Raw genomic sequence first — 22390 nt, 5'->3', positions numbered from 1 at the left:
CATAATAGACTTAAATACAAATCAAAGGAGGTTAAAATGATCTATTTATTAGTTTTTATTGAGGGTATTATGAGTTTTCTCTCCCCTTGTGTTTTACCATTAGTTCCGCTTTACCTGACATATATTGGATCTAGTGCAAAACACAGAAGACCCACCCTTGGCCTTATTTTGCTCTTTTTCCTCGGTTTCACAAGTGTCTTTGTAAGCATGGCCTTTTTGATTCAAACCTTTGCCCGTTTTTTCCTCCTTCAGCGCCAGTTATTAACCTATCTAGCTGCAGCAATTTTAGCTTTAATAGGCATTGACTTAATGACTGATCATCGACTAGCTAATCACATTCATCCCTTCTTTCATCCTCAACTCAAAACTAATCATCCCTTTATCGTCGGAATGTTATTTTCTCTGACTTGGACCCCTTGTGTTGGACCCTACTTAGCAAGTGTTTTTAGCCTGACTCACCTTAAGTCTCACCAAATTGAAGCAGCTTTGCTTTTACTTATTTACTGTTTAGGCTTGGGCCTTCCCTTCTGTTTATCAGGTTTCATTCTCGATGAATTAATAGGTCTTTTCAAACGTCACCAGCGTTTTCTACATATTACGAACCGCTTGATTGGCCTTATTCTAATGCTGATTGCTTATTTTTTGATAAGTGGCTATTTTGCTCGTATTTTAAATTAAAGGAGGAAACACATGAAGAAATTATGGTATTTAGTTGTAGCTCTAGGTCTCATTTTAGTTGGAAGCGCCTTAGTCTACCCGTTACTATCTCCAAATAGTCCTCAACCAAACCCGATTTTGGAAACTCCCTCTCATGAAACTTCGAAGACTTCGTCAACTAGCTCGCAAGAGTCGCAAGCCAATGATACGAACCAAGTCTTAGAAACGACCCAAACAGCTGCACAAGCAAATCAATTGCCAGACACTCGTATTTGGGATAGTAAAGGAAAATCACATGCTCTAAAGGATCAATTAGATAAACCACTCGTTATTTCCTTTTGGGCCTCTTGGTGCCCACCATGCCAAGAAGAAATGCCTTTATTTCAAGATTATTTTGATCAATACGGTAATCAAATTAACTTTGTTATGTTAAACGCTACTGAGTCAAAACCCAGTGAAACCGTAGAGGTTGCTCAAAAATACATCAACGATCACCAGTTTACCTTTCCAGTCTACTATGATCGTCAACAAGAGAATCAAGTTGCCTATGGTGCGATGGTCCTACCATCCACAATCTTTGTAAATCGTGATGGGCAAGTAACAGCAGCCTATCGCGGACAATTAACAGCAGAAACAATGGATGCTGAACTAAAGAAACTACTAGCAAACTAAACGTTACAAAAGAATGAGGCCAAGCTTTAAGGAAACTCCCTAAAACTTGGCCTCTAAATATTTAACAAAAGCATTAAGCTCTTTCCTACCATGAAAAGCAGTTTATTATGTATAAATGAAATCTAACAAAATTAACGAGGGAGCTTTTCTTTAAGAGGTTTAAGTTCGACAACTAAAATTCCACAGAAAATTAATATTCCCCCAAGAACCATGGTAAATACCACCGGTTCCCCTAGTAAAATTACAGCAGTCAACATGCCAAAGAAGGCTTCAGTTGATAAAATAACAGCAGATTCTCCACTGGTGGTAAATTTTTGAGCCGCTGTTTGTAAACCATATCCCACCAAAGTTGAGATAATTCCAATATAAAGGATAGGCATCAAGGATTCGGCAGTAAAAGTCATATGGGTTTCGCCAAAGATAAAGGCAGCTATCCAGCTTAACAAGGCAGCCGTTCCCATTTGTAAGAGCATAACCACCCAATTTGCCATATCATCGCCATAATGATCGGTATAGAAGATATGAGCACCGAAGAAAACTGCCCCAGCTAATGATAAAACATCCCCAAAGTTAAACGCTAATTCACCAGCTCCACCAGCAAACGAAGTAAAGCCAATTCCAATTAAAGAAATCAAAGCCCCTAATAAAGCATTCTTAGATAAATTTTGTCGTAAAACTAACCAACTAATAAAGGGTACTAAAACGACATTCACAGCGGTTAAGAAAGAGTTTTTAGAAGTTGTCGTAAATTCCAAACCTTTGGTTTGAAAGAAGTAGGCAGAAAAAAGAATGCCACCAATTGTTACACCTTTTATAAAGTCCTGTTTAGAAATTTGTTTAAGACGACCAGCATTCATTAATAAGAGTAAAAAGAAGGCAATCGTAAAACGTAAAGCAATCACCTGAAAGGTTGTAAAATACTGCAAAGCCATTGAAGAAAAGGTAAAACCCGATCCCCAAATAATCGCAGTTAATAAGAGTCCCAATTTACCGATTAAATTTTTATTTTTCATAAATACCTCCATTTATTATGCTTAATTTCATTATAGTAAATAAAAATTTAGCTCACAATTTTCATGCATTAAATGTGAAGAATTTGATATTTGTTAGGCATAATCGGAAAAATAAGTAGTCTATTATCTAAATTTACCTACCGAATGTTCAAATATAAAATAGAAAATTAACGTTGTAATAAGATTAGTAAATATTTTCCGATTTTGATTTTCTTTAAGTATATTGCTTGTGAAATATTCTTTCTCTTTTTATAATGGGCACATGGAAGGTGATAAGATGAAATATAGAGTACAGTTCATTTTTAATAATGGTCGGGGGCCCTTGCAAACTCAAATTCACCACATTCCCAACAGGAACGACTTAATTAAATTAGATGGCTCACTGGGAACAACCTTCATCGTAAAATATATCGAGTATACGGTAAATTCTGAGGAGATTGTCATTTACCTAGAACCTTTTACTCAGGAGTATTTTGCATAAAGCCGACTTATTTGTCCCATACGATTATTTATTCAAAAATATTAATTTAATCACAAAAACTACACAAAAAAAGACTTACAAACAGCTCATTAGAGCCATTTGTAAGTCTTATTTTAATTTGATTATCTACCGCGTTCTTTAATACGAGCCGCTTTACCAGATAGGCTACGGATGTAGTAAAGTTTAGCACGACGTACGCGACCTTTACGAGTCACTTCGATCTTAGCCACACGTGGAGTGTGTACTGGGAAAGTACGTTCAACACCGACACCATTAGAAATCTTACGTACAGTGTAAGTTTCGCTGATTCCAGCGCCACGACGTTTGATAACTAATCCTTCAAAGATTTGAACACGTTCACGTTCGCCTTCGACGATTAACGCGTGAACACGAACTGTATCTCCAGGGCGGAATTCAGGGATATCGTTGCGTAATTGAACTGAAGTAATTTTGTCAATAACGTTACTCATTTTATCTTTCTCCTTCCAACAAACATTCATGCATAGTCTTTCTATACAGCGGAATATCGTTAATTAGGGTCTATTAGACCACTCAAATATTATACCAAAATCAAATCACATGTAAAGGTCTTTTACTTGATTTGATAAATTATTTTTCATTTGCTGTCCGCCAGATTAATTAAGACCTTCTTCTTGCCTAATTTCAATTAAATAAGCTTGGTCCTCTTGCGTAAGCTGAGCCATGGCTAACAAATCAGGCCGTCTTAATAAAGTTCTACGTAGGGCTTCTTTTCGTTGCCAACGCTGAATACGTTCATGGTGGCCAGAAAATAATATTTCTGGAACTTCTTGATCACGAAAAATTCGTGGTCTTGTATATTGAGGATGTTCCAAAAGATTATTTTGATGAGATTCATGGACGATGGATTCGGCATTACCGACCACCTCAGGAATTAAACGGACGGTCGCATCAATCATCACCATTGCCGGTAATTCCCCGTTGGTTAAGACAAAGTCTCCTAATGAAACCTCTTTAGTAACATATGATCGGATTCGTTCGTCAAAGCCTTCATAATGTCCGCAAACAAAAATTAAGTGGTCTTTCTGTGACCAGTCTTCAGCCATAGCTTGATCAAAAGGCTGGCCAGTTGGGTCAACTAAAATAATTTCAGTTTGGGGACTAGGTGCTAACTCTTCCAACATGCGAACGATAGGTTCAACTTGTAAAAGCATCCCTGCCCCACCACCGAAAGGATAATCATCCACATGTCCATGCTTATTAACTGCAAACTGGCGAAAATTATGAGTTGCAAAAGAGAGTAAGTCCTTTTCTTGGGCGCGTTTCATAAATGAATGATTCATCGGTTCAAACATTTCAGGGAATAAAGTCAAAACATCAATTTTCATCGTCGACTAACCCTTCCATTAATTCGACATGGACTTGACCATTTTCAAGATCAACCTGTTTGACAACCTGGCTAATATAAGGTAACAAGATATCTTTGCACTTCGGTTTAGCCGCTTTAACAACCCAGACGTCATTAGAACCTAATTGAATGATATCTTTAATCGTTCCCAATAAGCGATTATTTTCATCAAACACAGACAAGCCAATAATCTGGTGTTGATAAAACTCGTCCTCCTCTAATTCGTGTTGTTGTGTCTCATCAATCGCCAACCACATACCCTTATAGGCTTCAACTAAGTTGATATTATGATAACCAACAAAACTTAACAAATAAGCTCCTTTATGAACTTGAGCTTGGTCTACTGTTACTTGATCCACCAACTGATTTTCTTGGACTATATAAAGTGTTTGACCAGGCTGGAAACGTTCTTCTGCAAAGTCAGTATCCACAAGAACTTTTACTTGTCCTTTAATACCAAAGGTATTCACGATTTTACCAATGCGATAATAGGTCATCTACATCCCTCTTTTCTTATAATCATTCCTAGTATAACAAGTCTAGTCACACTAGACTACAAAAAAACCGAGCAAAGGCTCGGTTCAATTAGTCTTCAACTGTTTCATTCTCATCTGCAATCACAAGACGAACCCGTTTAGGCCCTTTGACACGAACAGAATAGATAATAGTACGAATAGCGCGAGCTACGCGGCCTTTCTTACCAATCACACGGCCAATGTCTTCTGGATTAAGATGTAAATGATATTCAATAAATTCGTCTGACTCAACTTGTTCAATCGTCAAATCTTCTGAATGAATAATTAAAGGTTCCACAATGGTTCTAATTAAAGCTTCGATATTTGGCATAACAGTCATCCTCATTTCAAAGACCTTATTGCAACATCATTGGACTTATTTAGCTGATTTGCTTTCGTGGAATTTCTTCATGATTCCTTTACTTGATAACAAGTTACGAACAGTATCAGATGGTTGAGCACCATTTGCTAACCATTTTAAAGCTAAAGTTTCTTCAACTTCTAAAGTAGCTGGTTCAGTTAATGGGTTATAAGTACCAATTTTTTCGATGATACGTCCATCACGTGGAGAACGTGCATCTGCAACTACAATTCTGTAGAAAGGTGCTTTCTTAGAACCCATCCGTTTTAAACGAATTTTTACTGCCATTTATCATTCACCTCCATCAATTTCTTCAACGTTAGTATCATACCACGCCTTTATTTATGTGTAAAGCCTTTTTCCTTTACAGAATTAAAAATTTTAGTGAATGACGGTGAATTAATTGAATCCATTAGGTCTACAACAAGATAAATAGGTTATAAGTCTCCTTCCTAGCAGACTTAGTCCTTATGACGCATAGTCAAAATTAGCAATCCTGCACCCATTAATCCACCAATTAACCAAGCGAGCACAAACATTAAAGGGTTAGTGACACCCTTAGCCGCTACAGCAAAGATTCCACCGTGAGGAACTAAACTTACGCAACCAAAGACCATGCTTAAAGCACCGGCAACACCTGACCCAAAGGCTAAAGGAGGAATTACTTTTAATGGATTAGAAGCAGCAAATGGGATGGCACCTTCGGTAATAAAGGCCGCACCCATTACATAATTGACCAATGCACTATTACGTTGCTCTTGTGGCCAAAGATTTTTCTTAAGTGTGGCTGATAAAGCGATGGCAAGCGGTGGCACCATTCCGCCGACCATAACGGCTGCCATAACATTTGACCCAGCTCCGTTGGCAGCTGTTACTAAAGCTGTCCCACTAACATAGGCCGCTTTATTAATCGGCCCCCCCATATCAATTGACATCATGGCTGCTACGACAAAACCTAAGACAAAGGTCCATTCACTCGGGATAGAGCTAATTCCTTGCGTTAAACCGTTCATCACTGCTCCCATCGGCCCATTGATAACAAAGAGCATCAAGCTACCCATGATTAATACTCCAAGCACAGGATAGATAAAGATTGGCTTCAATCCTTCTAGCGATTTTGGCAACCAAGCAAAAGCTTTCTTTAAGACATAAACTATGCCTCCAGCTAAGAAACCAGCCACTAAAGCTCCTAGGAAGCCAGATGGCACAGAACCTTTAAAAATACCTACTCCGCCACCAAAATCAGCGATGACACTTGGATTAGCAAAGATACCGCCCATCAAACCAATCACTAAACCAGGACGGTCAGCTAAAGAGTGACCAATATAGCCTGCCAGAATAGGCAGCATCATGGTAAAGCTCAATTTACCCATGGTAAAGATACTTTGAGCTAATGGACTATAGGACTTATCTGCTGGATCAAATGATTTAATACCCCAGAAGAAAGATAAAGCGATCAAGATTCCACCAGCTACCACGAAAGGTAACATATGAGAAATACCATTCATCAGATGTTTATAGAACTGGCGTCCAAGACTTGCCTCTTCATTTTTATCTTGATCTAGCACTTGATCTAATTTGGCATGATAAATGGCTGGTTGACCCGTTGCAGCCCGTTCGATAAGTTCATCCGCTTTATTGATGCCATCCGCTACCTTGGTCATAATAAGTGGTTTCCCATCAAAACGAGCCATTTCAACTTGCTTATCAGCGGCAACAATAATGGCATGAGCTTTTTCAATATCTTCTCGGGTTAACCGGTTGCCGATACCGGATTGACCATTGGTTTCTACTTTAATCTGGTAACCTGCTTTTTGTGCCGCTTGTTTTAATTTTTCTTCGGCCATAAAGGTATGAGCAATACCCGTTGGACAAGCCGTTACAGCTAATAGATAAATCGGCTTTTTCTCTGCACTAACGCTAGGCGTAACCGCCTGGACGGTCGTTTCTTCACTCTTATCATCCTCTTCAAACTCTCGAATAATGTTAAGGACGTCCACGCCATTTTCTGCCTTCAACAAAGCTTTTTTTGCTTCAGGTTTCAGCAACACTTTTGATAAGTTAGCCAAAGCTTCCAAATGTTGTCCTCCTTCTGCAGGAGCAGCAATCATGAAAATTAATTGGGCTGGTTGTCCATCAAATGACTGCCACTCAATTCCCTTTGTCGAACGGCCCATGACGATTGCTGCACGTTGTATACTCATGTCTTGGGCATGTGGTATAGCGATTTGATCACCTACACCAGTCGTTGACTGTTCTTCCCGAGCTTCTAACTTTGCAACATATGCCTCTTTATCACTGACGAGACCTGCTTGAACTAAGTAATCAGCCAGATATCCCAGACATTCCTTTTTACTAAGTGATGGCAAGTTTAACACAATTAATTGCTCATCAAACAACTCAGATAATTTCATTGGTTTACTCCTATCTTTCTCCTTTAATTTCCGATACACTGATTTGATTTTCTAATTGCTGAATGAAATCAGCTTGACCAATTCCTACTGAGAAGGCCGTCGCACTACCAGCGGCGGCTCCGCGGCGTAAAGCTGTTTCAAAATTTTTGGTATCCAAGTAACTAGCCATGAAGCCAGCCAACATGGAATCTCCCGCTCCGACTGAATTAAGTACTTGACCGGTTGGGACCGATGACTGGTACATCAGTCCCTCCTCGGTGATTAAGACTGCTCCTTGTCCACCTCTTGATACCAGTACATGTCGAGCACCTTTCTCTTGTAAAGCCCGACCATAATAGATGATTTCGTCGATTGCCTTGATTTCAACCCCAAAAATCTCACCTAATTCATGATGATTGGGTTTAATAATAAATGGATGGTGTGGCAAACAAGCGGTCAACAAAGCTAAATTTGTATCTAAAATCAAATATGCTTGCCTTTGCCAGCACAAAGCCGCTATTTTTTGATAGGCATCGGCTGCCATCCCCGGTGCGGCATTACCTGCCAAAAAAACTAGGTCCCCGGCTTCTAACCGCTCATTAAAATACTGATAAAAACGATCAAAGTTTTCCGGACTTATCTCTGGTCCATTCCCATTGATTTCCGTTTCAGTATCGGCATGCAATTTACAATTTATGCGAGTAATGCCTTCTATTTGAATAAAGTCAGGTTCAACGCCTTCTTTTCTTAATTCTGATTCAATAAATTGACCGGTAAAACCAGCTAGAAATCCTGTTGCAACAGAATCTTTGCCTAAGCGTTTCAACAAGACAGACATATTAATACCCTTGCCACCGGCTACATAGCCTTCGTGACTTGATCGGTTGAGCTGTCCTAATTGAAAATGTTGACCAGTCAAGACAACATCAACTGCAGGATTGAACGTTATAGTATAAATCATGCCAAAGCCTCCAGTAATGTGGTAAAATGCGAAAATTCTTTCTTCAATTTATTATCCAAATGATCTGTCACAATGGTGACTTCATCTAAATTACCTACCTTACAAAAGTTCACTTTATTGAATTTTGTATGGTCAACTAGCACGATAGCTCGACTAGCATGTTTCAAGGCTGTTTGTTTAATAGCCGCTTCTTCATCGTCAGCTGTCGTTAAGCCAAGTTCTGGATGGATCCCATTCATGCCAAGAAAGGCTTTATCAAAGCGATACTGTTGAATTTGAGCTTGGGCCATATTACCGACAATCGCTTGCGTTCCTTGTTTGACTGTTCCACCAAGTAACAAGGTATGGTAGCCCGCCCTGGACAATATTTCTGCTTGTCGGAGACCATTTGTCACAACTATGCTTGGCTTTTGCTCAAGAAAATCAATGAGACGCAGAGTCGTTGTTCCAGCATCTAAAAATATGACCTCACCATTTTTGATGAAACTTGCGGCTCTTTTCGCAATCATTATTTTTTCTTGATTATTTTGACTGACTTTTTCATCATAACTTGGCTCAGAATCCAAACGATAATTCAATTTCGCCCCGCCGTGAACTCGAGTCAACAAACCTCTTTCCTCTAATTGGGACAGATCTCGACGGATAGTAGATTCAGAAACGTTCATCTCTTCCATCAGCTCTTGTAGTTTAACCGTTCTTTCTTCGTTGAGCTTGCGTAAAATATATTCTTCGCGATCAGGTGTAAGCATTTTCACCCCTCCTTTTTAGTCATGATAACGCAAATGCATAACGGTTTCAATATAAAACGGTCAAAAACATTCAAAAACATGCAAAAAAAAAAAAAAAAAAGAACCTCCATTAAATTGGAGATCCCTAATAAATCTTATTTAAGTAAGTCTAAAATCTTACCTAGCAAGCCACGATTAGTATTGGTTGGTGCTTCTTGACTTGGAATCGGTTGAACAGGAGACTGTACTTGTCCGCCCGCTTGCCCCGGATTAAGACTGGTTGTCCCACCGGTTCCTAACATACTTTCTAAAATACTTCCTAACAAGCCACCTTCATTAATACTTGCATTCGGATCTTGAGCTTTTTGTAGTTTTTCATTTAATTGATCTTTGATTTGATCAGCTTCACGAGCAACTCCATCGTTATCTAAACCTTTTTGTTTTTTGTTTGAAGCAATCATCTTAATAACGACTGGCGCTAATAAAAGTAAAACGCGCTTAACAGCTGCTGGTGTAATTCCTAGGGTATTAGCAATCTGATCAATGATTGAACCTTTATTTTCGCCAAAGATATGACCTAACATTTTGTCACTGTCTTCTGGATCAACTTGATTAGTTAATTCACCCAAGCTTGAAACTTGGCCAGCATCAGTATGTTGATCTAAGGCTTGAGAGAAGCTATTCAAGGCTTGTGGATCTTGATTGCGCTTAGAAATAGCATCAAGGATAAGCGGCAAAGCTAAGCCCATAATTTTACCTACATTACCTTTATCAAGGCCAGTGTGGTTAGCAATAGCATCAAGATCATTTGAATCTGAGTTTTGTAATAAGTCGACTAAACCATTGAAATTATCAAAAATGTTCATCTAAAAAACTCCCTTCTTCAATATACCCAAAGTATACTGACAAGAGAGTTTTATTACAATTTATATGCTTTACAAATGAACAAGTTATCTTAGCGTTTCTTCTTCATTTTCTTCAATTTTCGTTGTAATTTCTTAGCTTCATTGCGCTGGGCTAATTGCTCTGGCGTTAGAAAAGCCGTATCGTTAAAGCTTCCCATACCGCCACCTTGCATCTGGTTCATCTGATTCATCAATTTCTTCATACCGCCCATTTTGCCATTAGAAACTTGACTCATCATATCGCGGGATTGATTAAATTGTTTAATCATACGGTTGACATCTGCCAGAGTTTGCCCACAACCAGCTGCAATCCGTTTGCGCCGATTTTGCGAAATAACATCTGGGTTCTCCCGTTCATAAGGAGTCATAGACTGAACGATCGCACGAACGCGTCGCATATCTTTCTCATCAACATTTAGTTGATCGATTCCTTGGATTTTATTCATACCTGGAATCATTTTGATGATATCTTTGATTGATCCCATCTTATTCATTTGATCTAATTGCTCAATGAAATCATTAAAATCAAAGTTATTGGCTTTAATTTTTTCTGCGACTTCTTGGGCTTTCTTTTCATCAAAATCCTTTTGAGCCTTCTCAATCAAGGTCATCATGTCGCCCATACCAAGAATTCTTGACGACATTCGATCTGGATAGAATGGCTCTAGGGCATCTAATTTTTCACCTTGACCAGTAAATTTGATTGGCTTATCGGTTATAGAACGAATAGATAGGGCGGCCCCGCCACGAGTATCGCCGTCCAATTTGGTCATAATGACACCAGTAATGGACAAAGCTTCATTAAAACTTTGTGCCACATTGACCGCATCTTGACCGGTCATTGCATCAACCGTTAAGAGAATTTCATCGGGCTGAACAGCTGCCTTGATTTGCTTAAGTTCATTCATCAAGACTTCATCAACATGAAGTCGCCCAGCCGTATCAATAATCACTAAATCATGACCATGTAAACGCGCATAATCAACGGCTTCTTTTGCAATATCGACTGGATTCGCTTGCGTCCCACGGCTAAAAACTTCAAAACCAAGTTGTTGACCAATGGTATTTAATTGATCAATGGCAGCTGGACGATACACGTCACCTGCAACTAATAATGGTTTCTTTTTATGTTCTTCATAGATATATTTAGCTAATTTACCGACCGTGGTCGTTTTACCAGCCCCTTGTAAACCGGCCATCATAATGATGGTTGGCGGTTTGGTCGCAAAATTAAGCGGTACTTGTTCACCACCCATTAAGGCCGTTAATTCTTCATCGACTATTTTGAGTACTTGTTGGGCTGGCGTTAAAGAAGCTAAAACGTCCGAACCCAAGGCCCGTTCATTAACTTTCTTAACAAAAGTTTTGACTACTTGGAAATTCACATCGGCTTCGAGTAAGGCTAAGCGAATTTCCCGCATCATTTGTTTTAAGTCGGCTTCTGTAATTGTACCACTAGCCCCGACTTGGCTAATTGCACCTTGTAATCGATCTGATAATCCTTCAAATGCCATGCGTTAATTCTCCTATTCGTCCATTTCTTTTAGCTTACGCCAAATGCTTTCTTGTTCTGAATGATTTAACAAGGGTTTTAATTGATCCAAAAGTTTTTGCCTTTGCAATTGTTTGTTTAAAAGACCTAAAGTTGCTTCATACTCTTCTAATGCCAACTCTGTTCGTTTAATGGTATCGTGAACAGCCTGTCGGCTTATATTAAACTGTTCAGCAATCTCGGCTAATGATTGATCTTCTTCATAATAAAGACTCAAAATTGTCTGCTGTTTGTCCGTCAGTAAGCTTTGATAGAAGGCCAACAATTGGTTCATGCGAATAAATTTTGCTAATGACATGTTGGTCCTCCTCTCTTATTAACCAGGATATTCAATATATGTGGCAATTCGGTCAGCCAATTCGCTCGGCGTTGAGTGTTCGAGGACTTCAGCTAATTCATGCACTTGATCAGCTTGATAGCCCAATTTCTTTTCTAGAAAGTATTCCCAAATTTCATGACGTCTCAATAAATCTTTAGCCATTATTAAGCCTTTGTCAGTTAATTTGGCCCCATGATAAGGTTTATATTCGACTAACTGTTCTAGAGCTAGCTTCGACAGCATCTCACTCACTGATGGCGGAGCCACTTTAAGCCCATTTGCAATCACTTTATTAGCAACAGTCTCTTCTAGACCGGTTTCATAGATAAATTTAACATAATCTTCTCTACTTTGTGACATCCCTATCACCTCATTGGCTAAGATACATACGCCTTATTTTAGCATGTTTATGGTCACTTAACAAATTATCTTTGATAGAGACCCATTAGCCTGAACAATCCCTTGTTTTCCAAAATAAAAAACTACCGAATACCCTAGTCTATGAAGTAAACTTCAGGAAAGAGATAGGATTCGGTAGTAGTCATTCATTCTTATAGAATTAATTATTTGGAATAGTATTTTTGTGACCAATCTTTTAAGAATGGTGATTCATCACGGAGATTTTGAAGTTTCTCCACTTGATCAGCCAAAATGGTGAAGTGACCCATTTTACGCTGAAATTTAGCCTGTCCTTTATTGTATAAATGAAAGACAGCTTGAGGAAATTGATCCATTGTCGTCGCTAATTGTGGCATATGTTGCCCCATAATATTCACCATTAAGGACGGACTTAAGAGTTTTACCGGAACAAGTGGACGTCCAGTAATGGCTAAAATATGTTGATCGTATTGGGATACATTACACGCTTCCATGGTGTAATGGCCCGTATTATGAGGTCTTGGTGCTAGTTCGTTGACGACTATTCGATCGCCTTCAACAAAGAACTCGATTCCAAGAACACCAATTAATTGACTTGCCTGAGCAATCATCTTAGCAACTTCCTGGGCTTTTTGAGCCATCTCACCGGCGATCGGTGCAGGAGCTAGCCCACAAGCCAACACTCCCGCTTCATGTTGGTTTTGTGAAACAGGGAAACACTCACAGTTTCCGTACACGTCGCGGGCAACCATTACCGAAACTTCATAATCAAAGGGACTAAAGGCTTCAAGAATACATTCGGCTTGCAATAACTCATCCAGCTCAGCCCGTTTTTCTAGTAGATCAGTTTGGCTTTGTAACTTCATTTGCCCTTTACCGTCATAACCTAAGCGGGTCGTTTTTAAAATAGCTGGTAAGCCCAAACTAGCTACGGCCTCTTCCAGTTGAGTAAAATCAGATACTAAACGAAAATCAACCACCGGTGCTCCAATAGAAGCTAACCATTCTTTCTCTTTAATACGATGTTGGGCAGTTAAAAGCAACTGAGTCCCTTGAGGTAGATAGGCTTTATCAGCTAATTCAGCTAACAAGGGCCCGTTAATGTTTTCAAATTCATAAGTGACCACATCGACTTGCCCAGCAAAGTCTAAAAGAGCTTGGCGATCATCAAAACTGGCACAAACATGGTCGTGAGAAACAGAAAAAGCACAAGCCTGAGGATTAGGATCAAATGTAACCACACGATAACCCATCTTTTGGGCTGATTGAGCTAACATTTTACCTAATTGTCCAGCGCCAATGATCCCGATACTCGCTCCAGGTAACAATTGTTTATATGCCAAGTTGATCACTACTTTCTTTTGCTAGTTGATTTTGTTCTTGACGGTAAGCTTCAAGATTAGCCTCAATTTGTGAATCATGTAAAGCTAAAATCCGAGCAGCTGTCAGAGCTGCATTCTTAGCACCAGCTGGTCCAATAGCCATGGTTGCTACTGGCACCCCACCCGGCATTTGGACAATCGATAATAAAGAATCAATCCCATTTAAAGTTGAACTTTTGATAGGAACACCAATCACTGGCAAAGTCGTTTTAGCCGCAATCATTCCTGGTAAGTGAGCTGCTCCACCAGCAGCAGCAATGATAACTTCTATGCCTTTATCCCGTGCAGATTCAGCAAAATGGAACATTTCATCGGGCATGCGATGAGCAGACACTACGGCTTTTTGATAGGTCACTTGAAGTTGGTCGAGCATCTGACAACACCCTTGCATCTGTTGCCAATCCGATTGGCTCCCCATCACAACGGCTACTTTTGCTTGAGTCATTTAGTGGTCTCCTTTCAATCTTTGCACCGCTTTAAGGCCAATATCCTTTCGATAGAAGCTTTTATCTACCTTGACTTGTTCTAGCAAGCTATATACTTCTTGGCGACACGCTTCTAAGTCAGCTTGACGTGAAGTAATCATTAAAATTCGGCCTCCATTAGTGACCAGTTTTCCATTGACTTGAGTAACGCCGGCAAAACACACTTGATGTTGAGGAAAATCAGTCGGTAATTCGATGGCCATACCTTTTTCATAAGAACCTGGATACCCTTGGGCAGCCAAGACAACACCTAGGCAAGCATCTGTTGATAATTTAACGTCAAGATCCGCTTTTGCCAAGTGGGCTTCGATTAATTGGTCAAAAGGTGTATCTATTAAAGGTAATAAAATTTGGGTCTCTGGATCACCAAAACGTGCATTAAATTCAATAACTTTAGGACCCTTGGCCGTTTGCATCAAACCTGCATATAAAACGCCGGTATAGGCTACGTCTTCAGCCACCATCTGTTTTAATAATGGTTGAAGCACTTGATTGATGACTTGTTCTTTCAAGGTTGAATCAACCCACGAAACTGGAGAATAAGCCCCCATTCCACCGGTATTCAAGCCTTGATCATTATCGTAAGCTCGTTTAAAGTCTTGAGCTACCCCAACTGGGATGATTTGCTCTTCATTGACTAATGCAAAGAAAGAAAACTCTTCGCCAGTCAGGAATTCTTCAATAACGACTGATGACTGGCCTTCTTGCATCATCGACTGCAAAGTAGATTCAGCCACTTCTAAACTTTCAGCAATAATAACACCCTTACCTGCAGCCAAACCATCTTGTTTAATAACAATCGGTAAATCTTGTTCATATAAATAAGCTAAAGCTTGGTGATATTCTTGAGCTTGAAAGGCTTGATAGCGAGCAGTTGGTACCCCTGCTCGATCCATTAATCCCTTAGCAAAGGCTTTAGAGCCTTCTAATTGAGCCGCTTTTTGTCTAGGACCCACGATATCTAAACCTTCAAAACGAAAATAATCCACGATACCTTGACTTAAAGGAACTTCTGGTCCGACAAAGGTATAGGCTACGTCTTGACTTTTAGCAAATTGAACGAGGCTAGCAAAATCAAGCATGTCTAAAGATTGACAGCTAATTTTAGAAAAATATCCTTCTTTAATTAATTCCATGCCAGGATTACCGGGTACAACAAAGACTTGGTCGACACTGTCACTCTTGGCAAAAGCCAAAGCAAGAGCATGTTCCCGACCTCCTGAACCAATGACCATTACTTTTTTCATAGTAAGTCCACTCCTCTTAATGACGGAAGTGCCGAATGTGCGTTTTCATCATTCGCATTCCATGTTGATTAGCAAAATCAATCGACTCTTGATCACGAACAGAACCACCTGGTTGAGCAATCGCATCAATTTTGGCTTCATGAGCTAGTTCTGCTGTATCAGCCATTGGAAGGAAGGCATCACTGGCCATGACCATGGTCTGACGTAACGACTCATCCTTAGCCAATGCCGCATCAATCGCAATTTTAGCTGAACCTACGCGGTTCATTTGACCAGCACCAATACCTAAAGTCATATATTCATTACAAATAACAATAGCATTGGATTTAACATATTTACATACTTTCATACCAAAGTTCATGGCCCTTAACTCCGCTTGACTAGGGACAGCTTCAGTCATTACTTCCCACGATGATGGTACATGGTCTAATTGATGCGCCTCTAGTTCATTTGAAACATCGGCACTTTGGACTAATAAACCGCCCGCTACTGATACGCAGTCTTCCTGTTCGCCATTTGATGAAGTAAAGTCAACAGTTAATAAGCGTAGGTTTTTCTTACTCTGTAGTAAAGTCAATGCCTCCGCTTCAAACTCTGGTGCAATAATAATTTCTAAGAAAATCCCAGCCATCTTTTGCGCTAGTTCTAGTGTCACTGGTCGGTTGACTACAACTATACCCCCATAAATCGACACGGGATCAGCTTGGAAACAACGGTCGAAAGCTTGTTCAATATTTGAGCCTACAGCCACACCACATGGATTCATATGTTTTACTGCCACCGCACATGGATCAGAGAATTCTTGAGCAATCTTCATCGCCGCATCAGCATCTTTAATATTATTATAGGAAAGTTCTTTACCATTTAACTGATTCGCTTTAGCTAATGAATAGGCTGGAGCAAAAATACTGGTATAGAACGTAGCTTGTTGATGACTATTCTCACCATACCGTAAAGCCTGACTATCAGAATAGGCTAAAGTTTTATGGGACCAATCATAGGCAGTGAAATCTTCGGCCGTTGCTTCTTGACCTAATAGATATTGGCTAATCATAGCATCATATTGAGCCGTAAGCTGATAGACTTTTCGAGCTAAATATTGACGAAAAGCTAAACTGGTCTTGCCTTTTTGATTTAATTGATCGATTAAAGTTGGATAATCACGAGGATCCGTAACGACTGTCACCGACTGATAATTTTTGGCAGCCGATCGTAGCATTGACGGTCCACCGATATCAATGTTCTCGATGGCATCTGCTAAACTCGCTTCCGGTTTAAGAATGGTCTCCTTAAACGGATATAGGTTTACAATGACATAATCAATCGGTTGAATTTCATGCTTTTTCATGGCCGCCATATGGTTGGCATTATCGCGCAAACCCAATAATCCCCCATGAATTTTGGGATGAAGCGTTTTGACCCGACCATCCATCATTTCTGGAAAACCAGTGACTGAATCAACAGATTGAACTGGCAAGCCCGCCTCTTCTAAAACCCGATAGGTTCCTCCTGTTGAAATCAAATGAATACCTTGCTTAATCAAAGCATAGGCTAGCTCTTGAATTCCACTTTTATCGGAGACACTAATTAAGGCATATTTTGGAGAATTCACTTAAACACAACCTTTCACATTACATAAATAAATTAACTTTGTTGACTCATCCTTTGAATCACTTGAGGATATATTCTATGCTCAAGTTGATGAATCTGACTTTCTAGTTGGTCTAATGACCAGGAAGGATCAATACTGAATCGTTCTTGATGAATGATTGGTCCGGAATCGATTCCTTCGTCAACCCAATGAATTGTTATGCCAGTTTCCTTGTCCCCAGCCTTGAATGCATCTTCAATACCATGACGACCTGGATGAAGGGGCAATAAGGAAGGATGGATATTCATAATTTTTTGCGGGTAAGCTGCCAATAAAGTTGGGCCAATGACACGCATATAACCCGCTAAAACTATCATTTCGACCTGTTCTTGTTCTAGGAAATTTAGAATCTTATTTTCATAGTCTTGACGATCTGGACACATTTTAGGTGATAAAACGAGCGTTGGAATCTTTTTGAAAGCCTTTAAACGTTCCAAGACATAGGCTTTGGGATTATCACAGAAAAAGGCTGCCACTTCAACCGTTAATTCTCCTGCTGAGATAGCTTCTAATATCGCTTGAACATTCGACCCATTCCCTGAAGCGAATAGTGCGATTCTCATGCTTCCACCTCAGTGAAATTCAAAACGATATTAGCTTGCTCAGTAGTGGTTTTGCGAGTCATATGACCTAATTTAACGGCTTGAGGCAAGCTAGCTAAGACTGTATCAACATTTTCAGGAGCGACTGCAATCACCATACCCACTCCCATATTAAAGACTTGATACATTTCCTCTTCAGGAATGTTACCAAGTTCTTGCATAGTCGAGAAAATTAAGGGTTTCTCCCATGATGTTACCTGAACATGAGCACAGAGGTCTTCATTGAACATACGAGGAACATTTTCATAAAAACCGCCGCCTGTAATATGAGCCATTCCATGAATCAAGCCTTGTTTAACAAGAGGCATGAGATCTTTAACATAAATTTTTGTTGGAGTTAACAACGCATCAATCAGTTTAGTTCCGTCACTCAAGCATTGATCGAATGACCATTGATGATCTTTAAAGAAAATTTTACGTACCAAAGAGAAGCCATTTGAATGAACACCACTACTAGGTAGACCAATTAAGATGTCCCCCTCTTTGACTCCTTGTCGATCTAAGAGAGCTGATTTGTCAGCAATTCCCACACAAAATCCAGCTAAATCAAACTCATCTTTAGCATAAAGATCAGGCATTTCCGCCGTTTCCCCACCAATTAGGGCCGCTCCAGCTTGAACACATCCTTCAGCCACACCAGCCACTAATTGTTCAATTTGACTTGGATCATTATGACCCACTGCTAAATAATCTAAGAAAAATAAAGGTTCGGCTCCTTGAGCTAAGACATCGTTCACACACATAGCCACACAGTCAATCCCAACCGTATTCAAGATTCCCGCTTGTTGAGCTAACAAGATTTTGGTCCCCACTCCGTCGGTCCCTGATACAAGAACAGGTTCTTTATAAGAATGACTTGCTAACGAGAATAAACCACCAAAGCCACCTACTTGCGACATCACTTCTTGACGCTTAGTACGATCAATATGTTTTTTCATCCGTTCAACAGCTTCATAGCCTTGTTCGATATTTACACCAGATGCTTCATAGGCATTACTCATCAACATTCTCTCCTCTTAATACCCGACGTTGAATGTCGGTTAATTGTTCTTCAAACCGTTCTTGGTAATCACATAAAGGAGCTGGATAATCGCCAGTAAAGGCATCCACGCAAAGGCCCTTATGCGGTGCATCAAATTGAGTTCCAATCGCCTCAACCAAGCCATCAACTGTCATAAAACCAAGTGAGTCACAACCTAAATAGTCGCGCATTTCCGGCACGGTCATATTGGCTGCTAATAATTCACTAGAGGTGGACATATCGATTCCATAGAAATTTGGAAAACGTAACGGTGGACTTGAAATCCGCAAATGAATCTCACGAGCACCTGCTTCCCGTAATAATTTAATTAAACGACGAGAGGTCGTTCCGCGAACGATTGAATCATCAACTAAGACAATGGACTTGTCTTTTACTACTCCGACCACCGCTGATAACTTCTTGCGAACCCCTTGTTCGCGAAGTTCTTGAGTCGGTTCAATAAAAGTCCGAGCTACATATTGATTCTTCACTAAGCCCATTTCATAAGGTAAACCAGACTCTTCTGCATATCCAGAAGCTGCAGATAGGGATGAATTAGGCACTCCGATGACCATATCCGCTTGTGGACATGGTCGCTCTTGAGCTAATTTACGACCTAAAGATTTACGAGCTGAGTGAACATTAATGCCTGCAATATCCGAATCAGGACGGGCAAAATAAATATATTCCATAGATTCTAAAGCTACTTGTGTTTTGGCTGAATATTGGTGCAAAGTATAACCTTCATCGGTAATTGAAACATAATGTCCCGCATGAATATTGCGGACAAATTCTGCCCCAATACTATGTAAAGCACAGGTTTCACTAGAAATAACATAGGCGCCACTACGCATTTGACCTAAAACTAAGGGTCTGAATGAGTTAGGATCTACTACCCCAATTAATTCATCATTAGTCAAAATCACATAGTTAAAGCCGCCTCGTAATTGTCGAAGCGCATCTTCTAATTTGCCATGAAAATCTAAAGCACTCGAGTGACGAATTAAATGGACTAAAACTTCTGAGTCTGAAGAGGACTGGAAGACAGCCCCTTCTTTTTCAAGATGTCGGCGCAAAGTTTTAGCATTCGTTAAATTTCCATTATGAGCCAAGGAAATATCTTGGTCATAAAAGTGGAACATAAATGGTTGAACATTTACCAGACTATTTGTCGCTCCACTGGTTGAATAGCGCACGTGGCCAATAGCCCGATTACCGGTCAAGTTAGCTAAGTTTTCAGGGTTTTTAAAGACCGAATTTAATAAGCCATGACCCCGGTAGTTTTTAAATTCAGTAGCTGTAGCCGTTGTGATACCGGCACCTTCTTGTCCCCGGTGTTGTAAAGCATGAAGACCAAAGTATGTGACAGTATTGGCTTCTGGGTGATTCCAGACCCCAAAGACACCACATTCTTCATTAAGACTTTTCTTTTCTTCTTCAAATTCACGTCTTGGTTTTAACTGTTCAAATGGCATGCTAATGCCCCTTTCCAATCAGCTTCAATCTCAGCCTTATTAAAGCTTAGACTTGAATCGTTTGATTTAACTTGGATTTGACCATCTTTTGTTACATGGCCTAGTTTGGTGCAAGTTACTTCAGACATAGCTGCTTCAAAATCAGCTGCTTGTTCTGCTTTCACAGTGACTAAATAACGACCTTGACTTTCACTAAATAATTGAGCATCGGTCATGTTAAGTTCTACATCGAAGCCAAATTCAGTATCAAAGGCCATTTGCATTAAGCCGACCAAAAGACCACCCTCTGATAAATCATGGGCTGCTGTTAAATAGCCTTGCAAATTAGCTTGGTAAACGGCTTGTTGATGTTGAAATTCAGTTTCTAAATCATAATTCAAAACGCCGGCAATTTGACCCGTTTGGAATTTCTGAATCATCGATCCAGCAAAATCATCACCCGTTTGACCCACTAAGTAGATCAATTCGTCAGCCGCTTTGAAGCCTTGGGTTAAAATGTGGTCAATATCTTTAATTAAGCCGACCATACCGATGGTTGGTGTTGGATATACAGCTCCCGTTTGGTTTTCATTATAAAGAGAGACGTTTCCTGAAATAACTGGAGCATTAAATTTGCGACAAGCTGCAGCAATACCTTTAGCAGATTGCATTAACTCATAGAAAATTTCTGGTTTTTCTGGATTACCAAAGTTCAAGCAGTCGGTAATAGCTAAAGGATAACCACCGGATGCCGTAATATTACGAGCCGCTTCGGCGACAGCAATTTGTCCACCTAATTCTGGATTCAAATAGATATAGCGCGCATTACAGTCAGTCGTCATCGCTAAGGCTTTGCGTGTTCCCCGAACCCGAACGACAGCTGCATCTGAACCTGGTCCAACTACAGTATTGGTCCGAACCATTGAATCATAGGTGCGATAAACAGACGCTTTACTTGCTAAATCTGGTGTTTTTAAGAGATCAAATAGACAGGTTTTTAAATCCGAAATAGTTGGAACAAAAGCTTCTTCTTGAGCGAAACGAGCCAAGCGTTCAGGAGCGATTTGTGGATTTTCATAGACAGGAGCATCCTCAGCCAATGAATCAACTGGTACGTCGCAGACTAACTCGCCCCCTTGGAAAACTTTGTAACGGTGCCCTTCGACAACCTTGCCGCAAACAACAGCATCTAAATCATAACGGTTAAAGAGGGCTTCGACTTCTTTTTCAGAACCTTCTTTCACACAAATAAGCATCCGTTCTTGTGATTCAGACAGCAGAATTTCATATGGTGTCATGTTGGTTTCTCGCTGAGGAACCAAATCTAAATACAATTCAAGCCCTGAATTAGCTTTTGAAGCCATTTCTGAACTTGATGATACTAAACCAGCCGCTCCCATATCTTGGATGCCGACTAACACATCACTATGATTTTGAATTAAGTCTAAGCAAGCTTCCATTAATAATTTTTCCATAAATGGATCGCCGACTTGAATGGCTGAACGTTGACCAGAATTTTCTTCTGAGAATTCAGCCGAAGCAAAGGTTGCCCCATGGATACCATCACGACCTGTTTTAGCTCCCACGTACATGATTGAGTTATTGATTCCTTGAGCGCGACCTTTTTGAATATCCTTATGATCGATTAAGCCTACACACATGGCATTGACTAGCGGATTCCCTTCATAGCAAGCATCAAATTTTGTTTCGCCACCTACAGTAGGAATACCGATACAATTACCATAGCCACCAATACCTTCGACAACACCAGACACAATGTATTTTGTTCGAGCATCATCTAATTGTCCAAAACGCAATGAATCTAGCATCGCAATAGGACGAGCACCCATCGAGAAGATATCCCGAATAATACCGCCAACCCCAGTCGCTGCTCCTTCATAAGGTTCTACCGCTGAAGGGTGATTATGACTTTCCATTTTGAAAACAACGGCTTGTTGATCGCCAATATCGACAATCCCAGCCCCTTCACCAGGCCCTTGAAGGACATGATCTCCTTCCGTATGGAACTGACGAAGAACGGGTTTAGAATTCTTATAAGAACAATGCTCACTCCACATAACAGAGAAAACCCCTAATTCGGTGTAGTTTGGCATCCGACCTAATATTTTACAAATTAAATCATATTCAGAATCTTTAAGACCCCACTCTTGATATAATTTGCCGTCTTTCATTTCTTGAGCTGTTTTTGCTTGTAATTGCATAGTC

Annotated in this window: 24 protein-coding genes; 3 read left to right on the top strand and 21 right to left on the bottom strand. The window is 40.0% G+C overall.

Annotation, left to right across the window (positions count from 1 at the left end; translation table 11 throughout):
• The first annotated feature begins 36 nt into the window (after nt 1-36).
• Nucleotides 37-678, top strand: coding sequence for a cytochrome c biogenesis CcdA family protein (locus EIH20_RS02110; RefSeq protein ID WP_124057713.1), 642 nt, complete (start codon nt 37-39; stop codon nt 676-678).
• 12 nt (nt 679-690) lie between these two features.
• A complete protein-coding gene (locus EIH20_RS02105; RefSeq protein ID WP_124057712.1) occupies nt 691-1329 on the top strand; it encodes a TlpA family protein disulfide reductase in 639 nt (212 codons plus the stop codon).
• Nucleotides 1330-1460: 131 nt separating this feature from the next.
• Here EIH20_RS02105 and EIH20_RS02100 read toward each other — a convergent pair whose 3' ends face one another.
• Nucleotides 1461-2342, bottom strand: a complete 882-nt coding sequence (locus EIH20_RS02100) for a DMT family transporter (protein WP_124057711.1) — start codon at nt 2340-2342, stop codon at nt 1461-1463.
• A 277-nt stretch (nt 2343-2619) separates the two neighbouring features.
• On the opposite strand from EIH20_RS02100, the gene EIH20_RS02095 reads away from it, so the two are divergent.
• Nucleotides 2620-2823: a hypothetical protein gene (locus EIH20_RS02095; protein WP_124057710.1), complete on the top strand. Its 204-nt coding sequence runs from the start codon at nt 2620-2622 to the stop codon at nt 2821-2823.
• Between the two features lie 122 nt (nt 2824-2945).
• Here EIH20_RS02095 and rplS read toward each other — a convergent pair whose 3' ends face one another.
• The 20 genes from rplS to purL form a co-directional block, all read right to left on the bottom strand.
• Nucleotides 2946-3293 (bottom strand): 50S ribosomal protein L19, encoded by a 348-nt coding sequence (rplS, locus tag EIH20_RS02090; protein ID WP_124057709.1) that lies wholly within the window; start codon nt 3291-3293, stop codon nt 2946-2948.
• Between the two features lie 165 nt (nt 3294-3458).
• Nucleotides 3459-4190, bottom strand: coding sequence for a tRNA (guanosine(37)-N1)-methyltransferase TrmD (trmD, locus tag EIH20_RS02085; protein ID WP_124057708.1), 732 nt, complete (start codon nt 4188-4190; stop codon nt 3459-3461).
• Nucleotides 4180-4707: a ribosome maturation factor RimM gene (gene rimM, locus EIH20_RS02080; protein WP_124057707.1), complete on the bottom strand. Its 528-nt coding sequence runs from the start codon at nt 4705-4707 to the stop codon at nt 4180-4182. The genes trmD and rimM overlap by 11 nt, the downstream gene beginning before the upstream one ends.
• 88 nt (nt 4708-4795) lie before the next feature.
• Nucleotides 4796-5056: a KH domain-containing protein gene (locus EIH20_RS02075; RefSeq protein ID WP_124057706.1), complete on the bottom strand. Its 261-nt coding sequence runs from the start codon at nt 5054-5056 to the stop codon at nt 4796-4798.
• A 45-nt stretch (nt 5057-5101) separates the two neighbouring features.
• On the bottom strand, nt 5102-5374 hold the full coding sequence (gene rpsP / locus EIH20_RS02070) for a 30S ribosomal protein S16 (RefSeq protein WP_124057705.1): 273 nt from the start codon (nt 5372-5374) through the stop codon (nt 5102-5104).
• 173 nt (nt 5375-5547) lie between these two features.
• Nucleotides 5548-7500, bottom strand: coding sequence for a PTS fructose transporter subunit IIABC (locus EIH20_RS02065; RefSeq protein WP_124057704.1), 1953 nt, complete (start codon nt 7498-7500; stop codon nt 5548-5550).
• Between the two features lie 10 nt (nt 7501-7510).
• Nucleotides 7511-8440: a 1-phosphofructokinase gene (gene pfkB, locus EIH20_RS02060; protein WP_124057703.1), complete on the bottom strand. Its 930-nt coding sequence runs from the start codon at nt 8438-8440 to the stop codon at nt 7511-7513.
• Complete coding sequence (locus EIH20_RS02055) at nt 8437-9189, bottom strand: DeoR/GlpR family DNA-binding transcription regulator (protein WP_124057702.1); 753 nt, start codon at nt 9187-9189, stop codon at nt 8437-8439. Before EIH20_RS02055 ends, pfkB begins: the two co-directional genes overlap by 4 nt.
• A gap of 134 nt (nt 9190-9323) precedes the next feature.
• A complete protein-coding gene (locus EIH20_RS02050; RefSeq protein WP_124057701.1) occupies nt 9324-10034 on the bottom strand; it encodes a DUF937 domain-containing protein in 711 nt (236 codons plus the stop codon).
• A gap of 89 nt (nt 10035-10123) precedes the next feature.
• Nucleotides 10124-11587, bottom strand: a complete 1464-nt coding sequence (gene ffh, locus EIH20_RS02045) for a signal recognition particle protein (protein ID WP_124057700.1) — start codon at nt 11585-11587, stop codon at nt 10124-10126.
• 12 nt (nt 11588-11599) lie between these two features.
• The gene (gene ylxM, locus EIH20_RS02040) at nt 11600-11923 is read right to left on the bottom strand and encodes a YlxM family DNA-binding protein (RefSeq protein WP_124057699.1); all 324 of its coding nucleotides are present in this window, start codon (nt 11921-11923) and stop codon (nt 11600-11602) included.
• Between the two features lie 18 nt (nt 11924-11941).
• Entirely contained in the window at nt 11942-12304 is a 363-nt protein-coding gene (locus tag EIH20_RS02035) for a metal-dependent transcriptional regulator (RefSeq protein ID WP_124057698.1), read from the bottom strand.
• Between the two features lie 203 nt (nt 12305-12507).
• On the bottom strand, nt 12508-13674 hold the full coding sequence (gene purK / locus EIH20_RS02030) for a 5-(carboxyamino)imidazole ribonucleotide synthase (protein ID WP_241152362.1): 1167 nt from the start codon (nt 13672-13674) through the stop codon (nt 12508-12510).
• Nucleotides 13655-14149: a 5-(carboxyamino)imidazole ribonucleotide mutase gene (gene purE, locus EIH20_RS02025; RefSeq protein ID WP_124057696.1), complete on the bottom strand. Its 495-nt coding sequence runs from the start codon at nt 14147-14149 to the stop codon at nt 13655-13657. The genes purK and purE overlap by 20 nt, the downstream gene beginning before the upstream one ends.
• Nucleotides 14150-15436 (bottom strand): phosphoribosylamine--glycine ligase, encoded by a 1287-nt coding sequence (gene purD, locus EIH20_RS02020; protein WP_124057695.1) that lies wholly within the window; start codon nt 15434-15436, stop codon nt 14150-14152. It abuts the gene before it with no gap.
• A gap of 16 nt (nt 15437-15452) precedes the next feature.
• Nucleotides 15453-17048 carry a bifunctional phosphoribosylaminoimidazolecarboxamide formyltransferase/IMP cyclohydrolase gene (gene purH, locus EIH20_RS02015; RefSeq protein WP_124057694.1) on the bottom strand — a complete coding sequence of 532 codons (1596 nt, stop codon included), beginning with the start codon at nt 17046-17048 and terminating at the stop codon, nt 15453-15455.
• Nucleotides 17049-17080: 32 nt separating this feature from the next.
• A complete protein-coding gene (gene purN / locus EIH20_RS02010) occupies nt 17081-17650 on the bottom strand; it encodes a phosphoribosylglycinamide formyltransferase (RefSeq protein ID WP_124057693.1) in 570 nt (189 codons plus the stop codon).
• Nucleotides 17647-18690, bottom strand: coding sequence for a phosphoribosylformylglycinamidine cyclo-ligase (purM, locus tag EIH20_RS02005; RefSeq protein ID WP_124057692.1), 1044 nt, complete (start codon nt 18688-18690; stop codon nt 17647-17649). Before purM ends, purN begins: the two co-directional genes overlap by 4 nt.
• On the bottom strand, nt 18683-20185 hold the full coding sequence (gene purF, locus EIH20_RS02000) for an amidophosphoribosyltransferase (RefSeq protein ID WP_124057691.1): 1503 nt from the start codon (nt 20183-20185) through the stop codon (nt 18683-18685). The genes purM and purF overlap by 8 nt, the downstream gene beginning before the upstream one ends.
• The gene (purL, locus tag EIH20_RS01995) at nt 20167-22386 is read right to left on the bottom strand and encodes a phosphoribosylformylglycinamidine synthase subunit PurL (RefSeq protein ID WP_124057690.1); all 2220 of its coding nucleotides are present in this window, start codon (nt 22384-22386) and stop codon (nt 20167-20169) included. The genes purF and purL overlap by 19 nt, the downstream gene beginning before the upstream one ends.
• Between the last annotated feature and the right edge of the window lie 4 nt (nt 22387-22390).

The sequence above is a fragment of the Vaginisenegalia massiliensis genome, assembly GCF_900604935.1.
GTDB classification, from domain to species: Bacteria; Bacillota; Bacilli; order Lactobacillales; family Aerococcaceae; genus Vaginisenegalia; species Vaginisenegalia massiliensis.
Note: the sequence above shows the minus strand (reverse complement) of the source record. Positions and strands in the feature narration are given on the sequence as shown.